General features: G+C 35.5%; 20 protein-coding genes. 12 read left to right on the forward strand and 8 right to left on the reverse strand.

From position 1 onward, the window contains the following. Positions 1-40: 40 nt before the first annotated feature. Both BLS98_RS04515 and BLS98_RS04520 read right to left on the reverse strand, forming a co-directional pair. On the reverse strand, positions 41-850 hold the full coding sequence (locus tag BLS98_RS04515) for an enoyl-ACP reductase FabI (protein WP_089733984.1): 810 nt from the start codon (positions 848-850) through the stop codon (positions 41-43). A 120-nt stretch (positions 851-970) separates the two neighbouring features. After that, the gene (locus tag BLS98_RS04520; protein ID WP_089733986.1) at positions 971-1,270 is read right to left on the reverse strand and encodes a hypothetical protein; all 300 of its coding nucleotides are present in this window, start codon (positions 1,268-1,270) and stop codon (positions 971-973) included. A gap of 138 nt (positions 1,271-1,408) precedes the next feature. Here BLS98_RS04520 and BLS98_RS04525 point away from each other — a divergent pair, with 138 nt between their 5' ends. Both BLS98_RS04525 and BLS98_RS04530 read left to right on the forward strand, forming a co-directional pair. Beyond that, positions 1,409-1,966, forward strand: coding sequence for a DNA-3-methyladenine glycosylase I (locus tag BLS98_RS04525; protein ID WP_089733988.1), 558 nt, complete (start codon positions 1,409-1,411; stop codon positions 1,964-1,966). A 257-nt stretch (positions 1,967-2,223) separates the two neighbouring features. Then, positions 2,224-3,501, forward strand: coding sequence for a hypothetical protein (locus BLS98_RS04530; protein WP_089733989.1), 1,278 nt, complete (start codon positions 2,224-2,226; stop codon positions 3,499-3,501). A 163-nt stretch (positions 3,502-3,664) separates the two neighbouring features. Here BLS98_RS04530 and BLS98_RS04535 read toward each other — a convergent pair whose 3' ends face one another. Then, complete coding sequence (locus BLS98_RS04535) at positions 3,665-4,414, reverse strand: DUF3667 domain-containing protein (protein ID WP_089733992.1); 750 nt, start codon at positions 4,412-4,414, stop codon at positions 3,665-3,667. A gap of 23 nt (positions 4,415-4,437) precedes the next feature. Next, on the reverse strand, positions 4,438-4,695 hold the full coding sequence (locus tag BLS98_RS04540; protein WP_089733994.1) for a hypothetical protein: 258 nt from the start codon (positions 4,693-4,695) through the stop codon (positions 4,438-4,440). 213 nt (positions 4,696-4,908) lie between these two features. Between BLS98_RS04540 and BLS98_RS04545 the strand changes: the two genes are divergently transcribed. Next, positions 4,909-5,337: a MarR family winged helix-turn-helix transcriptional regulator gene (locus BLS98_RS04545; RefSeq protein WP_089733996.1), complete on the forward strand. Its 429-nt coding sequence runs from the start codon at positions 4,909-4,911 to the stop codon at positions 5,335-5,337. Further along, positions 5,334-6,101: a Rossmann-fold NAD(P)-binding domain-containing protein gene (locus BLS98_RS04550; RefSeq protein ID WP_089733997.1), complete on the forward strand. Its 768-nt coding sequence runs from the start codon at positions 5,334-5,336 to the stop codon at positions 6,099-6,101. The genes BLS98_RS04545 and BLS98_RS04550 overlap by 4 nt, the downstream gene beginning before the upstream one ends. A gap of 339 nt (positions 6,102-6,440) precedes the next feature. Here the strand turns inward: BLS98_RS04550 and BLS98_RS04555 are convergent, their stop codons facing one another. Further along, positions 6,441-7,295 (reverse strand): nucleoside phosphorylase, encoded by an 855-nt coding sequence (locus BLS98_RS04555; protein WP_089733999.1) that lies wholly within the window; start codon positions 7,293-7,295, stop codon positions 6,441-6,443. An 18-nt stretch (positions 7,296-7,313) separates the two neighbouring features. Continuing rightward, positions 7,314-7,787 (reverse strand): hypothetical protein, encoded by a 474-nt coding sequence (locus BLS98_RS04560; protein WP_089734001.1) that lies wholly within the window; start codon positions 7,785-7,787, stop codon positions 7,314-7,316. Positions 7,788-8,015: 228 nt separating this feature from the next. Here BLS98_RS04560 and BLS98_RS04565 point away from each other — a divergent pair, with 228 nt between their 5' ends. The 3 genes from BLS98_RS04565 to BLS98_RS04575 all read left to right on the forward strand — a co-directional run bounded on the left by BLS98_RS04565 (position 8,016) and on the right by BLS98_RS04575 (position 13,471). Next, a complete protein-coding gene (locus tag BLS98_RS04565; protein WP_089734003.1) occupies positions 8,016-9,845 on the forward strand; it encodes a cytochrome-c peroxidase in 1,830 nt (609 codons plus the stop codon). 421 nt (positions 9,846-10,266) lie between these two features. Further along, a complete protein-coding gene (locus BLS98_RS04570; RefSeq protein WP_089734004.1) occupies positions 10,267-12,429 on the forward strand; it encodes an alkaline phosphatase PhoX in 2,163 nt (720 codons plus the stop codon). A 142-nt stretch (positions 12,430-12,571) separates the two neighbouring features. Then, positions 12,572-13,471 (forward strand): leucine-rich repeat domain-containing protein, encoded by a 900-nt coding sequence (locus BLS98_RS04575; RefSeq protein ID WP_089734006.1) that lies wholly within the window; start codon positions 12,572-12,574, stop codon positions 13,469-13,471. 2 nt (positions 13,472-13,473) lie between these two features. Here BLS98_RS04575 and BLS98_RS04580 read toward each other — a convergent pair whose 3' ends face one another. Further along, entirely contained in the window at positions 13,474-13,797 is a 324-nt protein-coding gene (locus BLS98_RS04580) for a translation initiation factor (protein WP_045496184.1), read from the reverse strand. 134 nt (positions 13,798-13,931) lie between these two features. Beyond that, positions 13,932-14,087, reverse strand: coding sequence for a hypothetical protein (locus BLS98_RS23195; protein WP_167356166.1), 156 nt, complete (start codon positions 14,085-14,087; stop codon positions 13,932-13,934). 38 nt (positions 14,088-14,125) lie between these two features. Between BLS98_RS23195 and gpmI the strand changes: the two genes are divergently transcribed. From gpmI to BLS98_RS04605, 5 genes are all read left to right on the forward strand, one after another. Further along, a complete protein-coding gene (gene gpmI / locus BLS98_RS04585) occupies positions 14,126-15,667 on the forward strand; it encodes a 2,3-bisphosphoglycerate-independent phosphoglycerate mutase (RefSeq protein WP_089734009.1) in 1,542 nt (513 codons plus the stop codon). A gap of 150 nt (positions 15,668-15,817) precedes the next feature. Continuing rightward, positions 15,818-16,795, forward strand: coding sequence for an acyl-ACP desaturase (locus tag BLS98_RS04590; protein ID WP_089734010.1), 978 nt, complete (start codon positions 15,818-15,820; stop codon positions 16,793-16,795). Between the two features lie 99 nt (positions 16,796-16,894). Further along, the gene (locus BLS98_RS04595; RefSeq protein WP_089734013.1) at positions 16,895-17,326 is read left to right on the forward strand and encodes a BT0820 family HAD-type phosphatase; all 432 of its coding nucleotides are present in this window, start codon (positions 16,895-16,897) and stop codon (positions 17,324-17,326) included. An 86-nt stretch (positions 17,327-17,412) separates the two neighbouring features. Continuing rightward, positions 17,413-18,222, forward strand: coding sequence for a type I methionyl aminopeptidase (gene map / locus BLS98_RS04600; RefSeq protein WP_045496192.1), 810 nt, complete (start codon positions 17,413-17,415; stop codon positions 18,220-18,222). Further along, complete coding sequence (locus BLS98_RS04605) at positions 18,222-18,989, forward strand: class I SAM-dependent methyltransferase (protein ID WP_089734015.1); 768 nt, start codon at positions 18,222-18,224, stop codon at positions 18,987-18,989. The genes map and BLS98_RS04605 overlap by 1 nt, the downstream gene beginning before the upstream one ends. Positions 18,990-19,014 lie beyond the last annotated feature (25 nt).

The raw sequence follows: 19,014 nt of genomic DNA on the forward strand, positions 1-19,014 counted from the left end.
AAAGAGGCCGCCGATTTGTTTTATCGTATATTCAATACTATTATTCAGTATCATATTTACCAATCACTTTTTGAGTAACACCTGAACTGCTGAAACCTCCATCATGGAAAAGATTCTGCATCGTTACTTTTTTAGTAAGATCAGAGAATAGAGTTACACAATAGTCTGCACATTCAAGAGCCGTAGCATTTCCTAGTGGAGACATATCTTCAGCATAACCAAGGAATCCTCCGAAACCTTTCACACCACTACCTGCAGTAGTCATAGTAGGAGACTGAGAAACTGTATTTACACGTACTTTTCTTTCACCCCAATAGTTCCCGAAAGTTCTAGCGATGCTTTCCAGATATGCTTTGTTGTCAGACATATCATTGTAGTCTGGGAATGTTCTCTGAGCTGCAATATAAGTAAGCGCTAAGATGCTTCCCCACTCATTCATACAGTCTTTCTCCCAAGCCACACGCATTACTTTATGGAAAGAAACCGCTGAAATATCCCAGCCTTTTTCCAACCAATCGTAGTTCATTTCCGTATAGTGTTTTCCTTTTCTTACATTGATAGACATTCCGATGGAATGAAGGATAAAGTCGATTTTACCAAATTTTGCAACAGCAGCATCAAAAAGTTTCTCAAGATCTTCGATAGAAGTAGCATCTGCAGCAATTACTTCAGAACCTGTTTTTTCGGCTAAACCATTAAGTTCTCCCATTCTCAAAGCGATAGGAGCATTAGATAAGATGAATTCTGCACCTTCCTCATGACATCTCTCAGCAACTTTCCATGCGATAGATTGTTCATTAAGGGCTCCAAATATAATTCCCTTTTTGCCTTTAAGTAAACCGTATGACATAATTTTTTAATGTTTATTGAAATACAAATGTAGCAATAATTGTGGTTATGACATAATAAAAATGGAGCCTTATCAATTATAAGACTCCATTTTCTTGAAAATATTTATATGACTGAAATTTTAATTCGTTTTCTTGTTCCATTCTGCCTTCACATCTTCTGCTGCATCTTTGGTTTTTTCCCAAGCCTCATCTGCTTTATCCTTAATATCTTCCCATGCATCGGTAACATTAGCTTTTACCCTGTCTAGCCAATCTTCTTGGCTGGCCTCTTCGTCATTATTTCTTTTCTCACTGATATAATCTTTGGCCTTGTCTGCCAATTCATTGATTTTCCATTTGGCTTTATCCGTTGCATTCTGTAAAGAATTTTCTACATTGTTTACTGCATTTTCCGCTTTGTTGTAATCTGAATTGTTCATAATACTATAAATTTGGTTTGATGGTATTGAATAAACAATAACCATTCCTAAAATCCGGCTCCTTTGTTAAATTTTTCATAATATTTTGTTATACTTTTCTAAATCCATCTTACCTTTATGTTGTAAAAATTGATAATTATGGAAAAAATACGCTGCGGATGGTGTGAAAAAGATGATCTCTATAGAAAATACCATGATGAAGAATGGGGCAGACCTGTTTATGATGATGAAACGATATTTGAATTCCTTATTCTTGAAAGCTTTCAGGCAGGATTGAGCTGGTATACCATTCTTTCTAAAAGAGAGAACTTCAGAAAAGCTTTTGACCATTTCGATTATATGAAGGTTGCTGTTTATTCAGATCAAAAAATAGCAGAGTTGATGAATAATTCCGGGATTATAAGAAATAAACTTAAAATATTGGCTTCGGTAACCAATGCCCAGAAATTTATGGAGGTTCAGAAAGAATTCGGAAGTTTCTCAAAATATATATGGGGCTTTATAAATGGAACTCCAATAGATAATAAGCCAAAAGCTTTATCAGAAGTACCAGCTACCACAGAAATTTCCGATAAAATTTCCAAAGATTTGAAGAAAAGAGGGTTTAAATTCGTGGGTTCAACGGTTATTTATGCTCATATGCAGGCCACTGGGATGATAAATGATCATATTGAAACATGTTTCATTAGAAAGTGATAAATTGTATTTTGTTTAAAATTCGGTAATATTTTTTAATAATTAAATATCTGTTTATTTTGAATAATATAGTGTTTTAAACCGCCAAACGATAATAAATGAATGGTGTTTAACTTATTGTTAATTAGTAAATTTTTCAATTCTATGTGAGTAGTTGCAGCTTTAGTCACATGAGTGTGTCTTAAATTATTGTATTTTCAATAAAATTATGTATTTATTAAAAAGTTTGTATATTTGCACCCTCAAAAACATAGGTGATGCAAAGAAATTATAAACTAAGATTTAGTCTTCTCTTTTTACTCTTTACGTTTTTTACATATGCTCAGATTGGGATTGGTTTACCAAGCCCGGATACTTCTGCTATGCTGCATGTAAGTGCTAAAGATAAAGGAGTACTTCTTCCAAGCATTGCTTTAACTTCAGATACAGATGCTATTACAATACCTTCTCCGGCAGATGGACTTATTGTTTGGAATAACGGAAAAGCTGCGTTAGCAGAGACTGGGTTTTATTATTGGTTTGCATCCAAATGGAACAGGCTTTCCACTTCTTCCAATACGACCAATAAAGTTGATAATGGAACAGGCTGGAATACAACAGGAGAGAATGCAGGAACATATAGCGGTGCTAATACTGCTTTATCATTAGGAACAAAAACAATGGATGACCTGATCTTTAAAGTAAACGCTGCCACAGCGGGAAGATTAGGGGTAGATAATTCTGTAAGTTTTGGGTTGGGTGCTAATGCCGGCCAGAACGGAATTGCTATCGGAAGTTCAAGCTCTGCTTTTCAGGGGATCTCCATTGGTAGTGCGGCGGCTGTTTCAGCAAATGATGCATTGGCGATAGGAAATAAATCGACAGCAGGTGCTTTTAAGTCAACAGCAATTGGGTACAATGCTCAAACCAGCAAAAATGAATCCACAGCAATTGGTAATAATGCCTCAGCAGGAGGTTTCCAATCTATTGCGGTGGGATATAATGCTAAGACAAATACAAACAGCGAAACAGCTTTAGGGTATAATGCTGTGACCAATAAAGAAAACTCTACAGCGGTAGGTTCAGGGGCAAATGCTCTGGGACAATTTTCTACTGCGATAGGATATGGAGCAACTACCTCACAGGCCAATGCTATAGTGTTGGGGAATAATAATGCGAATGTAGGCATTGGCACGGGGGCTCCAAATACTTCTACAAGATTAGATGTAAGCGGACAGTATAAGCTTGGTGAAAAAGGCAGTGTACAGAAAAACCAGATCAGTTTTGAAGTATGGCCGGGAGTTTCCATCAATAATATGCCTCCGGGAAAATCTACAACATTAGAAATTGCAATTCCATCAGGGTTTCAACCAGGCTCAACCAGAGCTGTAGTAGTTGTTTCGCCGGCTGGGGATTTTGCAGGGAATTCAACATTCTCTATTTCTAATCCAAGAATGACTTCTACTTCCAGTATCGTAATTAATCTTACCAATATTTCAGGAAGTGCCAACAGTCTTAACTCAGGTCATTTTTATGTGATGATTAATGAGTTTTAAATTTGATAATAAGTTTTATTATAGTTGATATGGTGTTAAAGGACCTCCGGTTTCGGAGGTCTTTTTTATTTCTGCAGTAAGCAAAGTAATAATGTGAATTTTATGCTTCTGTTGCTATTATTTATAGGATTGATGAGCTATAAAAACGCTTGTAAAGACACTTTTATGATTTTAATATCAATGCAACAATACCCCATACCAATCCGACAATAGTCTGAAGTATCATAAAAGAAACAGGAATCATAAGACTTCTGAAGAATAATGAGGTTTTGGAATATCCGGCTTGGGAGAAAAACTGAAAATAAAACCATACACCATATACAAGGCTGAATGTCATATATGCCATAGTATAGATATTCATCACAATAGCTGAATTTTTAAAGAATAGTATTATAAATGTAAGCACTACTAATGCAATCATGTCTGCTGCCGTTTTATACGAATTGAGAACAAGGTGTTCAGAATAATTAAATCCTGCTTTTTTAAACCACAGATAACTGAAAATAGCCATGAAGGGTATAGTAATCAACAGATAAATTTTGAAATAAGACATCATCAGTTCCTGTAGTGAATTCATCATGGCTTTCGCATTATCAGAAACTAAAACACTATAATCCATTCCTGAATAATGGGAAAGTAAAGTTGAAATGGTTGCTGTTAACAATAAAAGAGTAACGAAACTGAAATAATTAACTCTCTTTCCCAGAATATACTCACGTACACTGTTCCCCGGTCTTGTAAACAATTCTTTTATAGTAAACAAGACTCCTTTATCCACATGCCATACTCCGTGTATGAAATCATGCTCTATAAAGTGTTTTAAAGAGTATCTGTGGGTGCTGGTTTTTTGTCCGCAATTCCCACAGTATTTTGTAGCAATAGGCTGGCTGCAGTTTAAACAGGTATCATGCATTTTGTAAAGTTTTTTAAGTTAGACTAGCGAGACTTAATTTCGTTACATACATCCTTCTGACTTTTCCAGATGATCAAAAAAATAGGAAGAAAAGCGATAGGCATAAAAGTCAAAGCGCTTACCCCTTTTTTGATTGTTGCATAAATACAAGTTCCAACCATAATTCCTAAAAGAATACTGAAAAAAATAAGTATTACTGTTCGTTTCTTTTTTTCTGTTGTTAGTTCTTCAATAGATAATTCTGACAGCTTAGTATTACCTGTCTGTTTTAAGGTTTTCATATTCAAAGTTAGTTTTATAGTTATTAGGTTTTTGCTAAATTAATAAAAAACAGAAATGTTAGAGTTATCCTTATCAAAAAAATGAATGAATAGTTGTAAATATACCCTAAAGTGTAGTTGATTCATATTGAGTATTAAATTTAAAATAATATTGTGAGCAAAAATATTGTGCACAAAATAAAATGATTATTTTTGTCCTTTAAAAAATGAACTATGATTGCTCTGTCAGAACATTTATGCTTTAAGACCTATGCGGTTTCAAGATATATTACGGGCTTATATAAACCTTATCTGGATGAGATTTCATTAACATATCCTCAATATCTGGTCATGCTGGTATTGTGGGAAAATGGTGAAATGAATATCGGAAAGATAGGAGAACATCTTCATCTGGATAACGGAACACTTACTCCCTTATTAAAAAGGATGGAAAAAAACGGATGGGTTAACAGAACTCGAAGTTTAGTGGATGAAAGGGTAGTGCTGATTAGTCTTACAAAAGAAGGAAAAGCATTACAAGAGGAAGCTAAGCGTATCCCGGAATCGGTTCAGGGGTGTTTTCACCTTGATGAAGATAAAAAGCAGCAGTTAATGTCTGGTCTGGATGAAATATTATCAACACAATCTACATCAAAAATATGAAAAAAATAGGAATCATTGGATACGGCTGGTTGGGAGCCAGAATTGGGGCATCTATTTCGGATCAATATAAAATATATGCAACTACTACAACCAGTGAAAAAGCAGATGAACTTAATGCTAAAGGAATCAATGCTGTAGTGGCTAGCTTTCCGGATTACCAGCTCAGTGAACCCTATCCTCAATGGGAAGTTTTGAAAAATCTTGATGTTTTAATTATTACAATTCCAATCTCAGAAAAAAGCTGTTGTGTAAGCTCTTTATACAATAGAATTCAGAATTTATCATCTTTCATCGGTGATTTTAAAGGGCAGCTATTTTTGATGAGTTCTACAGGAGTTTATCCGGATGTCTCTAAAGAGTTTAGTGAAGAAGATCTTCCATTTGAAAAAGTTTCAGGTGAAAGAATGGTGAGAAATAAGTATCCACAGGTAAATATTCTGAGATTGGGCGGCCTCATGGGAGATAACAGGTTTCTTAAAAATTATAACGTAAGTAATTTAGACTTTGCTGTTAACCATATTCATTACAAGGATATTGCTGGCATTCTCTTAAAGATGATCGAAAATGGAACGGAAACAAGTTTATATAATGTAACAGCTTTGTTACATCCATCAAAAGCTCAGGTTATCAATGCTCAGAAAAATATAGAGAATGGGGAAGAGCTGGAAGAAGTAAAGGGTAAGAAAATTTTATCTTCAAAACTGGTTTCGGAACTGGAGTATGTTTTTGAATATCCTGATCCGAGGAAGTTTCATGAGATTTAATTTGAACCATTAAGAAAATTAAAAAGATTAGATTTCAATAACGATCAAGTAGATCTTTTTAATTAAGTTTTGGCTAAAGCCAATGGCGTTTTGATTTTTTTTGAATGGGCTAAAGCCCATTCCTATTGAATTTGATAAAATAATACTGTAAGATAATTTTAAACAACATATTAATGCGCTTATTTTTTTTCGTAAAAATATCAATAGAGGCGGGCTTTAGCCCGCCTTTTAAATTCATGCCTAATCAATCCATTGGCTTTAGCCAAAACTTATAAAAAAAGCCTCTGGATTTATTTCCAAAGGCTTTTATTCATATAGAAATGGATGGCACCATTTGTTTTATTTAATGATTCTGTCAAGAACCCAAGTAATTAGGTTTTTTTCAGAATTATGGTGGTCTTTAGAGAACTCTCCACGTCTTCTGTTGGCTACTACGTTATTAACGGTAATAGCTTTGTGACCTAATAATTTTGAGAATGCATAGATGGCAGATGTCTCCATTTCAAAGTTGGTAACACCAAGGTCATTCAATGTTTCAAGGAATTGATCATCTACAGCTTTTAGACGAAGCTGTCTTCCCTGTGGCGCATAGAAACCTGGGAAAGTAGCTGTATTTCCGTGGTATTTAGCATCTTTGTAGTATTCGCCCATTTCTTCTGCCCAGTCTGAGAAGTAAAGCATTGGCTTAATCTTTTCGTAAGGGAATCTTTCCATAAAGCTTTTAGAGAACTCATTCTCGAAACTGTAGTCCTGGTAGAAGTGCATTAAACCATCTAATCCTACTACGTTTTGAGTAACCAGCATATTGTCTACCTCTACATCAGGGTTCACACTTCCACAAGTTCCCATACGGAATAATTCAAGAGCTTTGTGCTCAGTTTTGAATTCCTTGTTTTGAAGATCAATATTTACAAGAGCGTCAAGCTCATTCATTACGATATCAATGTTCTCAGTTCCGATACCGGTAGACATTACCGTGATTCTTTCACCACGAAGTGTTCCTGTATGGGTGTAAAACTCTCTTTTATTTTTTTTGATTTCTACGGTGTCAAAAAACTTTGAAACCTTTGCTACTCTGTCCGGGTCACCCACAAGGATGATTTTATCAGCAATATCTTCGGGTAAAAGATTCAAGTGGTATACACTTCCGTCTTCATTCAGAATAAGTTCTGAAGCAGCAAGTTTGTTTAGCATAATTTATATTTTTTGTTTTTAATCTATGAAAATTGCTTCTTTATAAGGTGAAGCCATAAGTTGATAAATAGAATCATATTCTTCAATAATCCTTTTTTGACCACCCATCAGTTCATACACTGTAACAACTGTTTTTTCAATGTCTTTGGGATCCTTTCTTTGTGAGGTAATCTCATAAAAATGATTGTCTTTTTTAAGCACCGAGATTAATTCTTCTTTGGTCGAATTATTGGAAGCCATCATTCCTGGGAAATCTATGACAATGTCTTTAAGTTCTGTATAAGTTTTATAAGGTTTGGTTACTCCATTGGAATATACATAAACATTGGGAACAGGTTTATCCTTTTCAAGACGTACTAAATAGTAATCATTTCCCTTTTTCTCTGCATATACAGCCATTTCCTGCTGTTTTTCTGCCTGCTTTTTCTTCTGTGAAAATGCAGTAAGCGAAAGGAAACTTGTTGCAACAGCAAATAATAGTTTTGTTTTCATATTCCTATTTTAGTTTTGATGTGTTGAATTTAATTAAAAAAATCCTCTCCCAATAACCTCTCGACATTATTTTACCGGTATTTTAGAATAAACCGCTCTTAAAGAATAATGAATCTGATTTCGGGGTTTAAAATTAGTGAAAAATATTGTATCAAAAATATAAACATTATTTAATCTGCTATTAAAATTGAGATAACATCAGATGAATAGCTTTGCCGCTAAAAATTAATGAGATCTTATCCACTGCTTTTTATCGTCCTTTTAATAGGAATTGCAGTCATGTCTTTTAAGCCTGTTTACAAAGGAAAAGAAAGCGAAAATACATTTGTTAATAAAGGGTTATCTGATTTTAAAAGTAAGCTTGAACAGCTGAAATCGGATGTCCGTAAGTTCTCTGAAGATCGTATTTCTCTTGAAGAATTGCAGACATCATTAAAAAACACAAGAAATTCATTTAAAGAAATTGAGTTCTATATTGCCTATCATTATCCCGAATTCACCAAAACTCATCTGAATGCGGCTCCTTTGTTTCATATTGAGGCCGCAGGAACATCAGCCTATACACTTCCTCCTGAAGGATTGCAGGTATTGGATGAACTGATATTTTCCGAAGAAGCAGGAGCTGAAAAAGAAAAGATTAAGACAATTACTGATTTTTTATACAACAGCTATTCCGGTTTCTATCTGAGTGCCATGAAAAACGGGATGAGTAAAGGGAATAATAAAACATTGCCTTTACGTATAGAATTAATCAGGATCTATTCACTGGGAGTAACAGGTTTCGACACTCCAGGTTCTCTGAATATTTCTGAAGAAGCCGGCCATTCATTTTCAGGAATGCAAAAATATATCAATGATGATCCTTACTTTAAAAACTATAATACCCAAAAAGCAGATCATACCTTAACGGAAGCCATTAGCTATCTTTCAAAGAATAAAGATTTTGAAACCTTTGACAGAATTGAGTTTTATAAGAAATATATTCAACCACTGTATGAAGAATTAGGGAGTTGGGACGGCAGATCTGATGATCTGAAAGAATTCTCAGGCTGGAATGTCAGCAATAAAAACCTTTTCAGTAGTGATTTTTTAGATCCTTATTTTTATACATTACTGAAATCTTCAGAAGACAATCCGGATCTTCGAAATCTTGGAAAATCAATTTTCTATGACCAGAATGTAAGTGGTAACGGAAAAATGAGCTGTGCAACCTGCCACCTTCAGGAGAATGCTTTTACAGATCTTAAAGCTAAGTCACCAAGTAATGTGGAAGGAAAAACCGTGTTGAGGAATTCACCTTCTTTATATAATGCGGTTTTTGCAAAAAGATTTTTCTATGATTTACGTGCTTTTTACCTTGAACAGCAGGCTGAACATGTAATTTATAATGAAGATGAGTTCAATACAAGCTACGAAAGCATCATTCAGAAGTTAAAAACAAAACCTGAATATAAAAAAGCATTCCGTGCTGCTTTTAAAGATGGGAAAATCAATAAAGAAAATTTTTCAAAGGCATTAAGTTCTTATGTTGCCTCCTTATATTCTTTTGACAGTGATTTCGATCGTTTCATGAGAAATGAAAAAAACGTTTCTGAAGAGGTGAAAAAAGGATTCAACCTGTTCATGGGAAAAGCCAATTGTGCAACCTGTCATTTTGCTCCTCATTTTTCAGGGTTGGTACCACCGTTTTTTAATGAAAATGAGTCTGAAGTTTTGGGGATCACTACAAAACCAATACAACAGCTTCCTCTAGAACTTGATCAGGACCTTGGAAGAGGAAACAGCCTGGTGAAAAAAGAAAAATCATGGATCTATGATTATTCATTCAAAACCGTTACCGTAAGAAATATTGCCCTTACAAAACCTTATTTTCATAATGGTGCGTTCAATACTTTAGAAGAAGTTCTTGATTTCTATAATGAAGGTGGAGGAGAAGGGTTAGGAGTAAAGATGAAAAACCAGACGCTAGCAGCCGATAAATTAAACCTTACACAAACAGAGATGAATCAGATTATTGCCTTTCTGAATGCCCTTACTGATGTGAGTAAAGCGAAGTAGGTGAGATTCGTGGTGCGAGATGCGGGTTCGTGTAAAGTTGAGGTTATAGATATAATTTCCTTCAAATAATTAATTAGAGGTTTGAGTCATTGATGAGTGAGAATAATTCTTACTACTATAAATGACTCAAACCTCTTGTCATACATTCATATCACTGTGTTTATACGCTAACCAGGTCTATGTACTTTAAAACCTTCTACTCAATATCTCCAATACTCATACTCCGCACCACGCACCACGCACCACGCATCTCGAACCTCGAACCTCGAACCTCGAACCTCGGCAATTTAACAGAAACTTAATCCCCTTAACATTAGGTTTTAAATTAATTAATATTCTCCCGTCTATATTTAAAATCCTATTAACAGAATGGTCGTCTTTAAAAAATAGTTTTGCAAGGTCTAATAAATCAAACTTAAAAATGAAGAAAAAACTACTAACAATTGGGGCGTTAGCTCTGCTTGCTGGATCTACCATTCAGGCACAGACCACTATTTTTGATAAAGGAACATCCTGGAGTTACAAGGACCTTGATCAGGCTCAGCCTGATGTATGGAAAACACAAAACTATGATATCTCTTCCTGGCCTGTTGGTAATGCACCATTAGGATATGGTGATCCTGTTACTACAACTATCCATGCTGGAGCTACCGGCTTAATTACAGCTTATTTTGCTAAGGATTTTACAGTAAACTTATCTGCACTTACCAATAATATGGAACTTGGGGTAATGAGAGATGATGGTATTGTAGTTTATCTTAACGGTGAAGAAGTAGTAAGAGATAATATGCCTGCAGGTGCCATTACATTCAATACCTTATCCAGTGCAACAGTTGATGGTGCTGCTGAAAATGTGTATAATATTTTTTCTATTCCAAAATCAAAATTTATCAACGGAGTTAACAGGATTTCTGTTGAATTACATAACAGAAGTGCAACCAGTTCAGATATTAGAATTGATGCGTATCTGAAAACTACAGGTACTACCACTCCTACACCAGTTGTATGTAACGGAGCACACATTAGCTGTTTTACCTCTATTGTTCCTACAGCACAAACCAATAAACTTATTATTCCCGGAGAGCACAAATATCAGCTTATTTTAAAAGAAGGAGATAGCTATACAGAAGGCGGAGGTATGGTAGGTGGTCAGAACGACTTTACAGCGTATGTGGGTAAATCAGGAAGCAGTACAAACGGTTACCTTTCAGTAAACCACGAAACCAATCCGGGTGGGGTTACTATGGCAGAGGTTAATTATAATTCTTCTACAAAACTTTGGCAGTTAACAAGATCAAGAGCAGTAAATTTTTCAGATCCTGGTTTAGTACAAACAATCAGAAACTGTTCAGGAGGAATTACTCCTTGGGGTACAGTAGTAACAGCGGAAGAATCTGTAACTGCTAATGATACAAACGGAGACGGATACAAAGATTACGGATGGCTTGTAGAAATTGACCCTGCAACAGCTCAGGTTATTTCTAAAAATGCAGACGGTTCTAAAGGGAAACTTTGGCAGATGGGAATCATGAACCATGAAAATGTGGTTATCAATAACGCTGGAACTATTGCATATTATGGAGAAGATGGAGGAACTCACATGGTATATAAATATGTGATGGATACGCCAAATGATCTTTCTTCTGGAAACCTTTATGTATTGAAGTTAGATCAAGGATTAACAGCAGCAGGAGATCCGGCAGGAACTACAGCAACATGGGTTCAGGTACCTAATAAAACTAAGGCCGATCAGAACAATACAGCATCACTTGCTCAGTCTTTAGGAACTAGATTTAATGGAGTTGAAGACGTAGATATCAGTCCTTTGGATGGGAAAATTTACTTCACAGCAAAAGGATTGGATAAAGTTTACCGTTTACAGGATAACGGAACAACAGCTTCTCAGGTAGAAACATTTGTTGGAGGTGCTAATTCTGTATATTCTTTCGAAACAACACAGGGAACAAAATCTGAAGCTTGGGGTGATGGAAATGATAACCTTACCTTTGACGAACTTGGAAACCTTTGGGTACTTCAGGATGGTGGTAAAAACTATATCTGGGTAATTGCTCCGGATCATACACAGGCCAATCCGAAAGTAAGGCTGTTTGCTTCTATGCCGGCAGGATCTGAACCAACAGGATTAACTTTCACACCTGACCATAAATTCGGTTTCTTCTCTGTTCAGCATCCGGATTCTACCATTTCTACAGATGTTGATGCTACAGGAAACACAATTGACTATAGAGGGAAATCTGCTACAGTAGTTATTGCACTTAAAGGAAATCTGGGAACACAAGGATCTTTAGGAACTATTGAAAATAAAGCTACTGAAAATACAGTAACCGTAGCTCCAAATCCTACTTCAGGAATTGTGAAGATCAATTCACCAAAAGGCTTAAAAGATATTTCGGTAACCGCTTATAGCATGGATGGAAAAATTGTTTATACAAAGAAGTTCAATGGAACTAATAAATCATTAGATCTTGACTTTACACAGCAATTAGAAGGATCCCGAGTTTTGATTCTGAATGTTGAAGCAGAAGGAGGTTTCCAGCAGACAGTGAAACTTTTAAAGAAATAAATTATTTATAATTCTGTCTGTCGGTAACTTTTGTTGCTGGCAGACATTTTCTGTTTATGAAATCACTATGATTTGCAAACACAAACATAGATTAAGAGCATGCAATTGCATATGACCTTTAAAAAACGATAAACATTTTCATATGAAAAAGCTTTTCTTACTTATTTCGATTTTGTCACTTTCTCAGGTTAACGCTCAGATTGATCCTGTTAAATATCCCACTTTTACTAATATTGAAGACGCTTTGAACAATGAAAAAGCTGTTTACAGTATGAGCTTCAGAGAAAAAGGATTGTTCAACCTTCCTCCTCAGATTGTAAAACTGGATTCCCTGTTCTTTTTAAATATAATGGCGAATAAGTTCGAGAAAATGGATCAGGCTCTATTTAAGCTAAAAGAACTGGAATTTTTGAATGTGAACGAAAACAGCATCAAATACATTCCCGATGAAATCAGTCAACTAAAAAAACTGACAACATTCTCTATGAATCTGAACAGCCTCACAAGCATCAATCCGAATGTTGGAAAGCTTCAGAACCTTAAGGCAGTTCATTTTGATGCTAATAATCTTAATACCTTTCCTGAAGCTCTAATGGAAATTCCAGCTTTAGAAGAAATAAATTTACAGGGAAATCAGATTAGTTTTATTACTGATCGATTGTATCAAATCAAAAATCTAAAATTTTTAAATCTGGCTAATAATCAGATCAATGACATGGGGACTCTGTCATTTCCAAAAAAAATAAAATATCTTGAATTACAGCAGAATGCAATTATCAGGCTTCCGGAAAATCTTTTTAAAGCTCAGGAACTTGAATTTCTGAATATAAGTGACAATAATATCACAGAGATTTCACCCGGAATAAAAGGATTAAAGAGTATTGTCAGTATGAATCTTGCCAATAATAATCTAAAAGATATTCCTGTAGAAATCAGCCAGCTTAAAAAGCTGAAAACTCTGATTCTTATAGGAAATCCTATCGAAAAATCTAAAATTGAAAAATTAAAAGCGATGTTGCCGGAAGCCCAGGTCTATTTCTAGACCTATCCGCCAACCCGTTTGGTTTTATAACCCATATCTTTAAGGATAGCCATTATTTTATCACGGTTGTCTCCCTGAATGATAATCGTTCCGTCCTTTTCAGAACCGCCTATTCCTAAGGTGGTTTTTATTTTCTTTGAGATTTTTTTCAGATCCTCTTCATTGCCTTCCCAACCTTCAACAATTGTTACAGGTTTACCGTTTCTTCCTTTCTTCTCAAATTTGCATACCAATGGCTCTTTCTGCTTGAATTCTTCTTCAGGCATTTCAAAATCCTGCTCTTCATGTTCAGGAAAAAGATTCTTCAATTGATCACGTAAGTCCATGCAGCAAAATTAAAAAAGATTTATGAATTTATAAAGGATCTATTTCTGAAATTATAAACCCTTTCTAGAAAAAATATTCATGTAAAGCTAAATATCAAGGAATATGCAAAGCAAAATAAAATGAGTTTTGATGATTATTTTAAAGGATAAGCAGCATAAGATAATTTATAAACCTGTGAAATCAGCAAGATCTGAGAGAACAATACAGCTTGCAGATTATCCAGATGATGCAGATTTTGTTTTTTTACTCTGAAGAAATAAAAATCAGAACTCCAAATTCTTCTATTCATCGGAAATTCGATAAATTTGTATACTAAAGTTTTACAAAATGTCAAAAAAAGCAATATTAGCAATTCTTGACGGATGGGGATTGGGAACAAACCCGGACGTTTCTGCCATAGACAAAGCAAATACACCATTTATAGATAGTTGTTATCAAAAATTTCCACACACAACCCTTGAAGCAAGCGGTTTAGCGGTTGGTCTTCCTGCCGGACAGATGGGGAATTCCGAAGTAGGTCACATGAACCTTGGAGCCGGAAGAGTTGTCTACCAAAATCTGGTAAAACTGAATATGGCCGTTGAAAACGGAACATTAGGACAAGAAAAAGTGATCCAGGACGCTTTTGATTATGCTAAAAAGGAAAATAAAAAAATACATTTCATCGGATTGGTGTCCAATGGAGGAGTACACTCACATATCAATCACCTGAAAGGGTTATTAACCGCAGCCAAAGAATTCGGTTTGAATGACAATGTCTTTGTACATGCATTCACAGACGGAAGAGACTGCGATCCACATTCTGGATTAGGCTTTATTGAAGAGCTTCAGAACCATATGGAAGCAACCACCGGAAAACTGGCTACTGTGGTAGGAAGATACTACGCAATGGACAGAGATAAAAGATGGGAACGTGTAAAATTAGCTTACGATGCCCTTGTAGAAGGAGTTGGATTCGAAACTAGAGATGCACTGGCTGCTATTAAAGATTCATATGCTAATAATGTAACAGATGAATTCCTTAAACCAATTATTTTAGTAAATACAACTGCTACAGGAAACGTGGTGCCGGTCGCAAAAATTATCGAAAATGATGTGGTGATCTGTTTCAACTTCCGTACAGACAGAGGAAGAGAAATTACAGAAGTTCTTTCCCAAAAGGATTTCCCTGAATATTCTATGAAGAAACTTAACCTTAACTATATTACATTAACCAATTATGACAAGACATTCCAGAATGTTCAGGTTGTTTTTGATGAAAATGTTTTAACAGAAACCATGGGTGAAGTATTGGAGAAGAATGGAAAAACTCAGATCAGAATCGCTGAAACTGAAAAATATCCACACGTTACCTTCTTCTTCTCAGGAGGAAGAGAGGAGGAGTTCAATGGGGAAAAAAGACTCTTATGTCCAAGCCCTAAGGATGTTCCTACTTACGATTTAAAGCCTGAAATGTCAGCTTACGATATCACCAATGCTATTGTTCCGGAACTAGAGCAGGGAACTGCTGATTTTGTATGTCTGAACTTTGCCAATACAGATATGGTAGGACACACGGGTGTTTTTGAAGCCGCTGTAAAAGCTGCAGAAACAGTAGACGCATGCATCGAAAAAGTAGCCACTGCTGCTTATGAAAACGGATATACAGTATTCATTCTTGCAGATCACGGAAACTCAGATGTAATGCTGAATCCGGACGGAACACCTAATACACAGCACTCAACCAATTTAGTTCCTTTTATTGTGATGGATAAAGACCATACATGGAGCTTAAAACCAGGAAAACTGGGCGATGTAGCCCCTACAATCCTGAAAGTAATGGGCGTTGAAATACCAAATGCAATGACAGGAGATATTTTAGTTAACTAAAATTCAATAATATTGTTAAAAAAATGCCGTTATAACTATATATCGGCATTTTTTTATGATTTATGTCAGATAAGGTATGACTTGCATACTTTATTATGCGTTAAATAATAAATAAATCATATCTTTGCTAATTAAAAACTGAATAGTAAAATGTATCAAAAGCTTGTTAGGAAAGAAGTAATGGGATTATTGGAAAAGGAAGTAGGTTCTTTTCTTGATAAATTTTTAACGCCAATTGAAAAAATTTGGCAGCCCTCAGATTACCTACCAGATCCTTCAAGCGATGAATTTAAACATGACCTTGAAGAAATTCAGACTTTTGCCCGTGAAATGCCTTATGATCTTTTCGTAACACTAATCGGAGACTGTATCACAGAAGAAGCACTTCCATCTTACGAATCTTGGTTAATGGGAGTTGACGGTATCAATCAGGAAGAAAAACTAGGTTGGGCTAACTGGGTGAGAGCCTGGACAGCAGAAGAAAACAGACACGGAGATCTATTGAATAAATATCTTTACCTATGCGGTAGAGTAAATATGAGAGAAGTTGAAATTACTACTCAATACCTTATTAATGATGGATTTGATTTGGGTACAAGTATGGACCCATACAGAAACTTCATTTACACCAGTTTCCAGGAAACAGCAACCAATATTTCTCACAGAAGAGTAGGAACATTGGCCAAGCAATCAGGAAACGGAAAACTTGCTAAAATGTGTGGTGTAATTGCTGCAGATGAGGCAAGACACGCAAAAGCTTACAAACATTTCGTAGCTAAAATCCTTGAAGTAGATCCATCAGAAATGATTCTTGCATTCGAAGATATGATGCGTAAGAAAATCGTAATGCCTGCTCACTTAATGAGACAGTCAGGACAGAAGGCAGGAGAACTTTGGGGACATTTCTCAGATGCTGCACAAAGATGTATGGTATATACAGGTAATGATTATATCAATATTATGAAAGATTTGTTAGATGAATGGAAGATTGAGCACGTAAAAGGTCTTACAGAAAAAGCAGAAAAAGCTCAGGAATATCTGATGAAGCTTCCTGCAAGACTACAGAAGATCACAGACAGAGTTTCTACTCCGGATCTTCAGTTCCAGTTTAACTGGGTTAAGAGCTAGTAGCCCATATTATTATTTTAAATTATAAAAGTATTGAGTGCCTTTCTTTTTGGCACTCTTTTTTATTTCTTATCTTTGCAAAGCTAAAAAAAGAACAAAATGTTAAATAATAAAAAGATTGCTGTTGACTTTGACGGGACTATTGTTGATGACGCTTATCCGGGAATCGGAAAGGCAAAGATCTTTGCTTTTGAGACTCTGAAAAGATTACAGTCAGAAGGATTCAGACTTATTCTTTGGACATACAGACACGGGCAAGCGTTAGATGAAGCAGTAGAATTCTGTAAAAAAAATGGAATTGAATTTTATGCAATCAATTCAAGTTTCGAAGGAGAAGTTTTTGATTCAGCAAATCAATCCAGAAAATTGGATGCGGACTGGTTCATTGATGATAGAAATATTGGTGGATTCCCTGGATGGGGTGAAATCTACAATATCATTCAGGAAAGAATAGAATTCCGTGTAGAAGGAGGAGAAGTTTTAGCTTATTCAAAGCTTAAAAAAGAAAAGAAAAAAGGACTTTTCTGGTAAAATAAAAAAATAACAATCTAACAGTGTACTCATCCATCAATTGATCGTGTTACACTGATATATTAATACATTGGTAAATTAATACAATGATTCAATTAAAAACAATAGACGAACTGCGTCTGATGAAGGAGAGCGCCCGATTGGTTTCTAAAACATTGGGAATGTTGGCAAAAGAAATTAAGCCGGGAATTACGACTTTATATTTAGATAAATTGGCACACGATTTTATTAAAGATCACGGTGCTGAACCTGCATTTTTAGGATACGGAGGCTTCCCGAACTCTCTGTGTATTTCTCCAAATGAGCAGGTAGTTCATGGTTTCCCGAATAATGAAGTAGTAAAAGAAGGAGATGTTCTTTCTGTAGACTGTGGAGTTATTTTGAACGGATTTGTAGGAGATCATGCTTATACCTTTGAAATCGGTGAAGTAAAACCGGAAGTTAAAAAACTATTGAAAGTTGCTAAAGAATCCCTTTATAAAGGAATCGAGCAATGTATCAGAGGAAAAAGAATCGGAGATATCTCTCACGCTATCCAGGCACATTGTGAAAAAGAAGGATATGGAGTGGTAAGAGAGCTTGTAGGACATGGTTTGGGAAGACAAATGCACGAAGATCCACAAGTTCCTAACTATGGAAAACAGGGAAGCGGTAAAGTAATCAAAGACGGTTTAGCAATTGCTATTGAGCCGATGATTAACCTTGGAACTGAAAAAGTAAAATTCCATAACGATGGCTGGACGGTAACTACTTTAGATAACCTGCCATCTGCACACTTTGAGCATGATGTAGCCGTAATCAATGGTAAGCCGGTATTGCTTTCCACATTTGATTATGTGTATGAAGCATTAGGAATCGTAAGTGACGAAGAAAAGCCTTTCCAACTGGATTTTTAATGAAAAAGATAACTAAGCTTTTACTGAACAAAATTCCACGTCCAATGCTTATTAAAATGAGCATCTGGGCAAGACCGCTTATTTATCAGTTTTTCAAAGGAGATCAGTTTTATGATCCTATTGATGGAAGATCTTACCGCAAGTTTCTGCCGTATGGCTATGGAAAACAAAGAGAAAATGCTCTTTCACCTGGGACGTTAAGTCTGGAAAGACACCGTCAGATGTGGCTGTATCTTCAGAATGAAACCGATTTCTTCATTAAAAATTATAAAGTACTGCATATTGCTCCTGAACAGGAATTTTTAAGAAAATTCAAGAGAATGAGCAATCTGAATTATATTTCTGCAGATCTCTATTCTCCCATTGTAGATGTGAAGGCTGATATTCTTGATTTACCTTTCGAGAATGACAGTTTTGATATCGTTTTCTGTAACCACGTGCTGGAACATATTGAAGACGATGCAAAAGCGATGAGTGAATTGTACAGGGTGATGAAACCCGGTGGATGGGGAATTCTTCAGGTTCCGATGAAAAATTCACTGGAAAAAACCTATGAAGACTTTACCATCAAAGATCCGAAAGAACGCCAGAAACATTTTGGCCAATACGATCACGTTCGTTGGTACGGAATGGATTATTTCGAGCGCTTAAGAAAAGCAGGTTTTGAAGTAGAGCCTAATTTCTATTCGCAGAAATTTCCCGAAGAAGAAATAAAGAAATTTGGGTTAAGAAGCAATGAAATCTTACCTATAGTCTATAAAAAATAAAAAAACCGTCTTCAAATTTTGAAGA

Origin of the sequence: Chryseobacterium jejuense, from assembly GCF_900100075.1 — a bacterium.
GTDB lineage: Bacteria > Bacteroidota > Bacteroidia > Flavobacteriales > Weeksellaceae > Chryseobacterium > Chryseobacterium jejuense.

Coding starts and splice junctions, on each gene's coding strand:
- BLS98_RS04515 (WP_089733984.1), bottom strand. CDS start 850: ATGTCATACGGTTTACTTAAAGGCAAAAAGGGAATTATATTTGGAGCC.
- BLS98_RS04520 (WP_089733986.1), bottom strand. CDS start 1,270: ATGAACAATTCAGATTACAACAAAGCGGAAAATGCAGTAAACAATGTA.
- BLS98_RS04525 (WP_089733988.1), top strand. CDS start 1,409: ATGGAAAAAATACGCTGCGGATGGTGTGAAAAAGATGATCTCTATAGA.
- BLS98_RS04530 (WP_089733989.1), top strand. CDS start 2,224: ATGCAAAGAAATTATAAACTAAGATTTAGTCTTCTCTTTTTACTCTTT.
- BLS98_RS04535 (WP_089733992.1), bottom strand. CDS start 4,414: ATGCATGATACCTGTTTAAACTGCAGCCAGCCTATTGCTACAAAATAC.
- BLS98_RS04540 (WP_089733994.1), bottom strand. CDS start 4,695: ATGAAAACCTTAAAACAGACAGGTAATACTAAGCTGTCAGAATTATCT.
- BLS98_RS04545 (WP_089733996.1), top strand. CDS start 4,909: ATGATTGCTCTGTCAGAACATTTATGCTTTAAGACCTATGCGGTTTCA.
- BLS98_RS04550 (WP_089733997.1), top strand. CDS start 5,334: ATGAAAAAAATAGGAATCATTGGATACGGCTGGTTGGGAGCCAGAATT.
- BLS98_RS04555 (WP_089733999.1), bottom strand. CDS start 7,295: ATGCTAAACAAACTTGCTGCTTCAGAACTTATTCTGAATGAAGACGGA.
- BLS98_RS04560 (WP_089734001.1), bottom strand. CDS start 7,787: ATGAAAACAAAACTATTATTTGCTGTTGCAACAAGTTTCCTTTCGCTT.
- BLS98_RS04565 (WP_089734003.1), top strand. CDS start 8,016: ATGAGATCTTATCCACTGCTTTTTATCGTCCTTTTAATAGGAATTGCA.
- BLS98_RS04570 (WP_089734004.1), top strand. CDS start 10,267: ATGAAGAAAAAACTACTAACAATTGGGGCGTTAGCTCTGCTTGCTGGA.
- BLS98_RS04575 (WP_089734006.1), top strand. CDS start 12,572: ATGAAAAAGCTTTTCTTACTTATTTCGATTTTGTCACTTTCTCAGGTT.
- BLS98_RS04580 (WP_045496184.1), bottom strand. CDS start 13,797: ATGGACTTACGTGATCAATTGAAGAATCTTTTTCCTGAACATGAAGAG.
- BLS98_RS23195 (WP_167356166.1), bottom strand. CDS start 14,087: ATGAATAGAAGAATTTGGAGTTCTGATTTTTATTTCTTCAGAGTAAAA.
- gpmI (WP_089734009.1), top strand. CDS start 14,126: ATGTCAAAAAAAGCAATATTAGCAATTCTTGACGGATGGGGATTGGGA.
- BLS98_RS04590 (WP_089734010.1), top strand. CDS start 15,818: ATGTATCAAAAGCTTGTTAGGAAAGAAGTAATGGGATTATTGGAAAAG.
- BLS98_RS04595 (WP_089734013.1), top strand. CDS start 16,895: ATGTTAAATAATAAAAAGATTGCTGTTGACTTTGACGGGACTATTGTT.
- map (WP_045496192.1), top strand. CDS start 17,413: ATGATTCAATTAAAAACAATAGACGAACTGCGTCTGATGAAGGAGAGC.
- BLS98_RS04605 (WP_089734015.1), top strand. CDS start 18,222: ATGAAAAAGATAACTAAGCTTTTACTGAACAAAATTCCACGTCCAATG.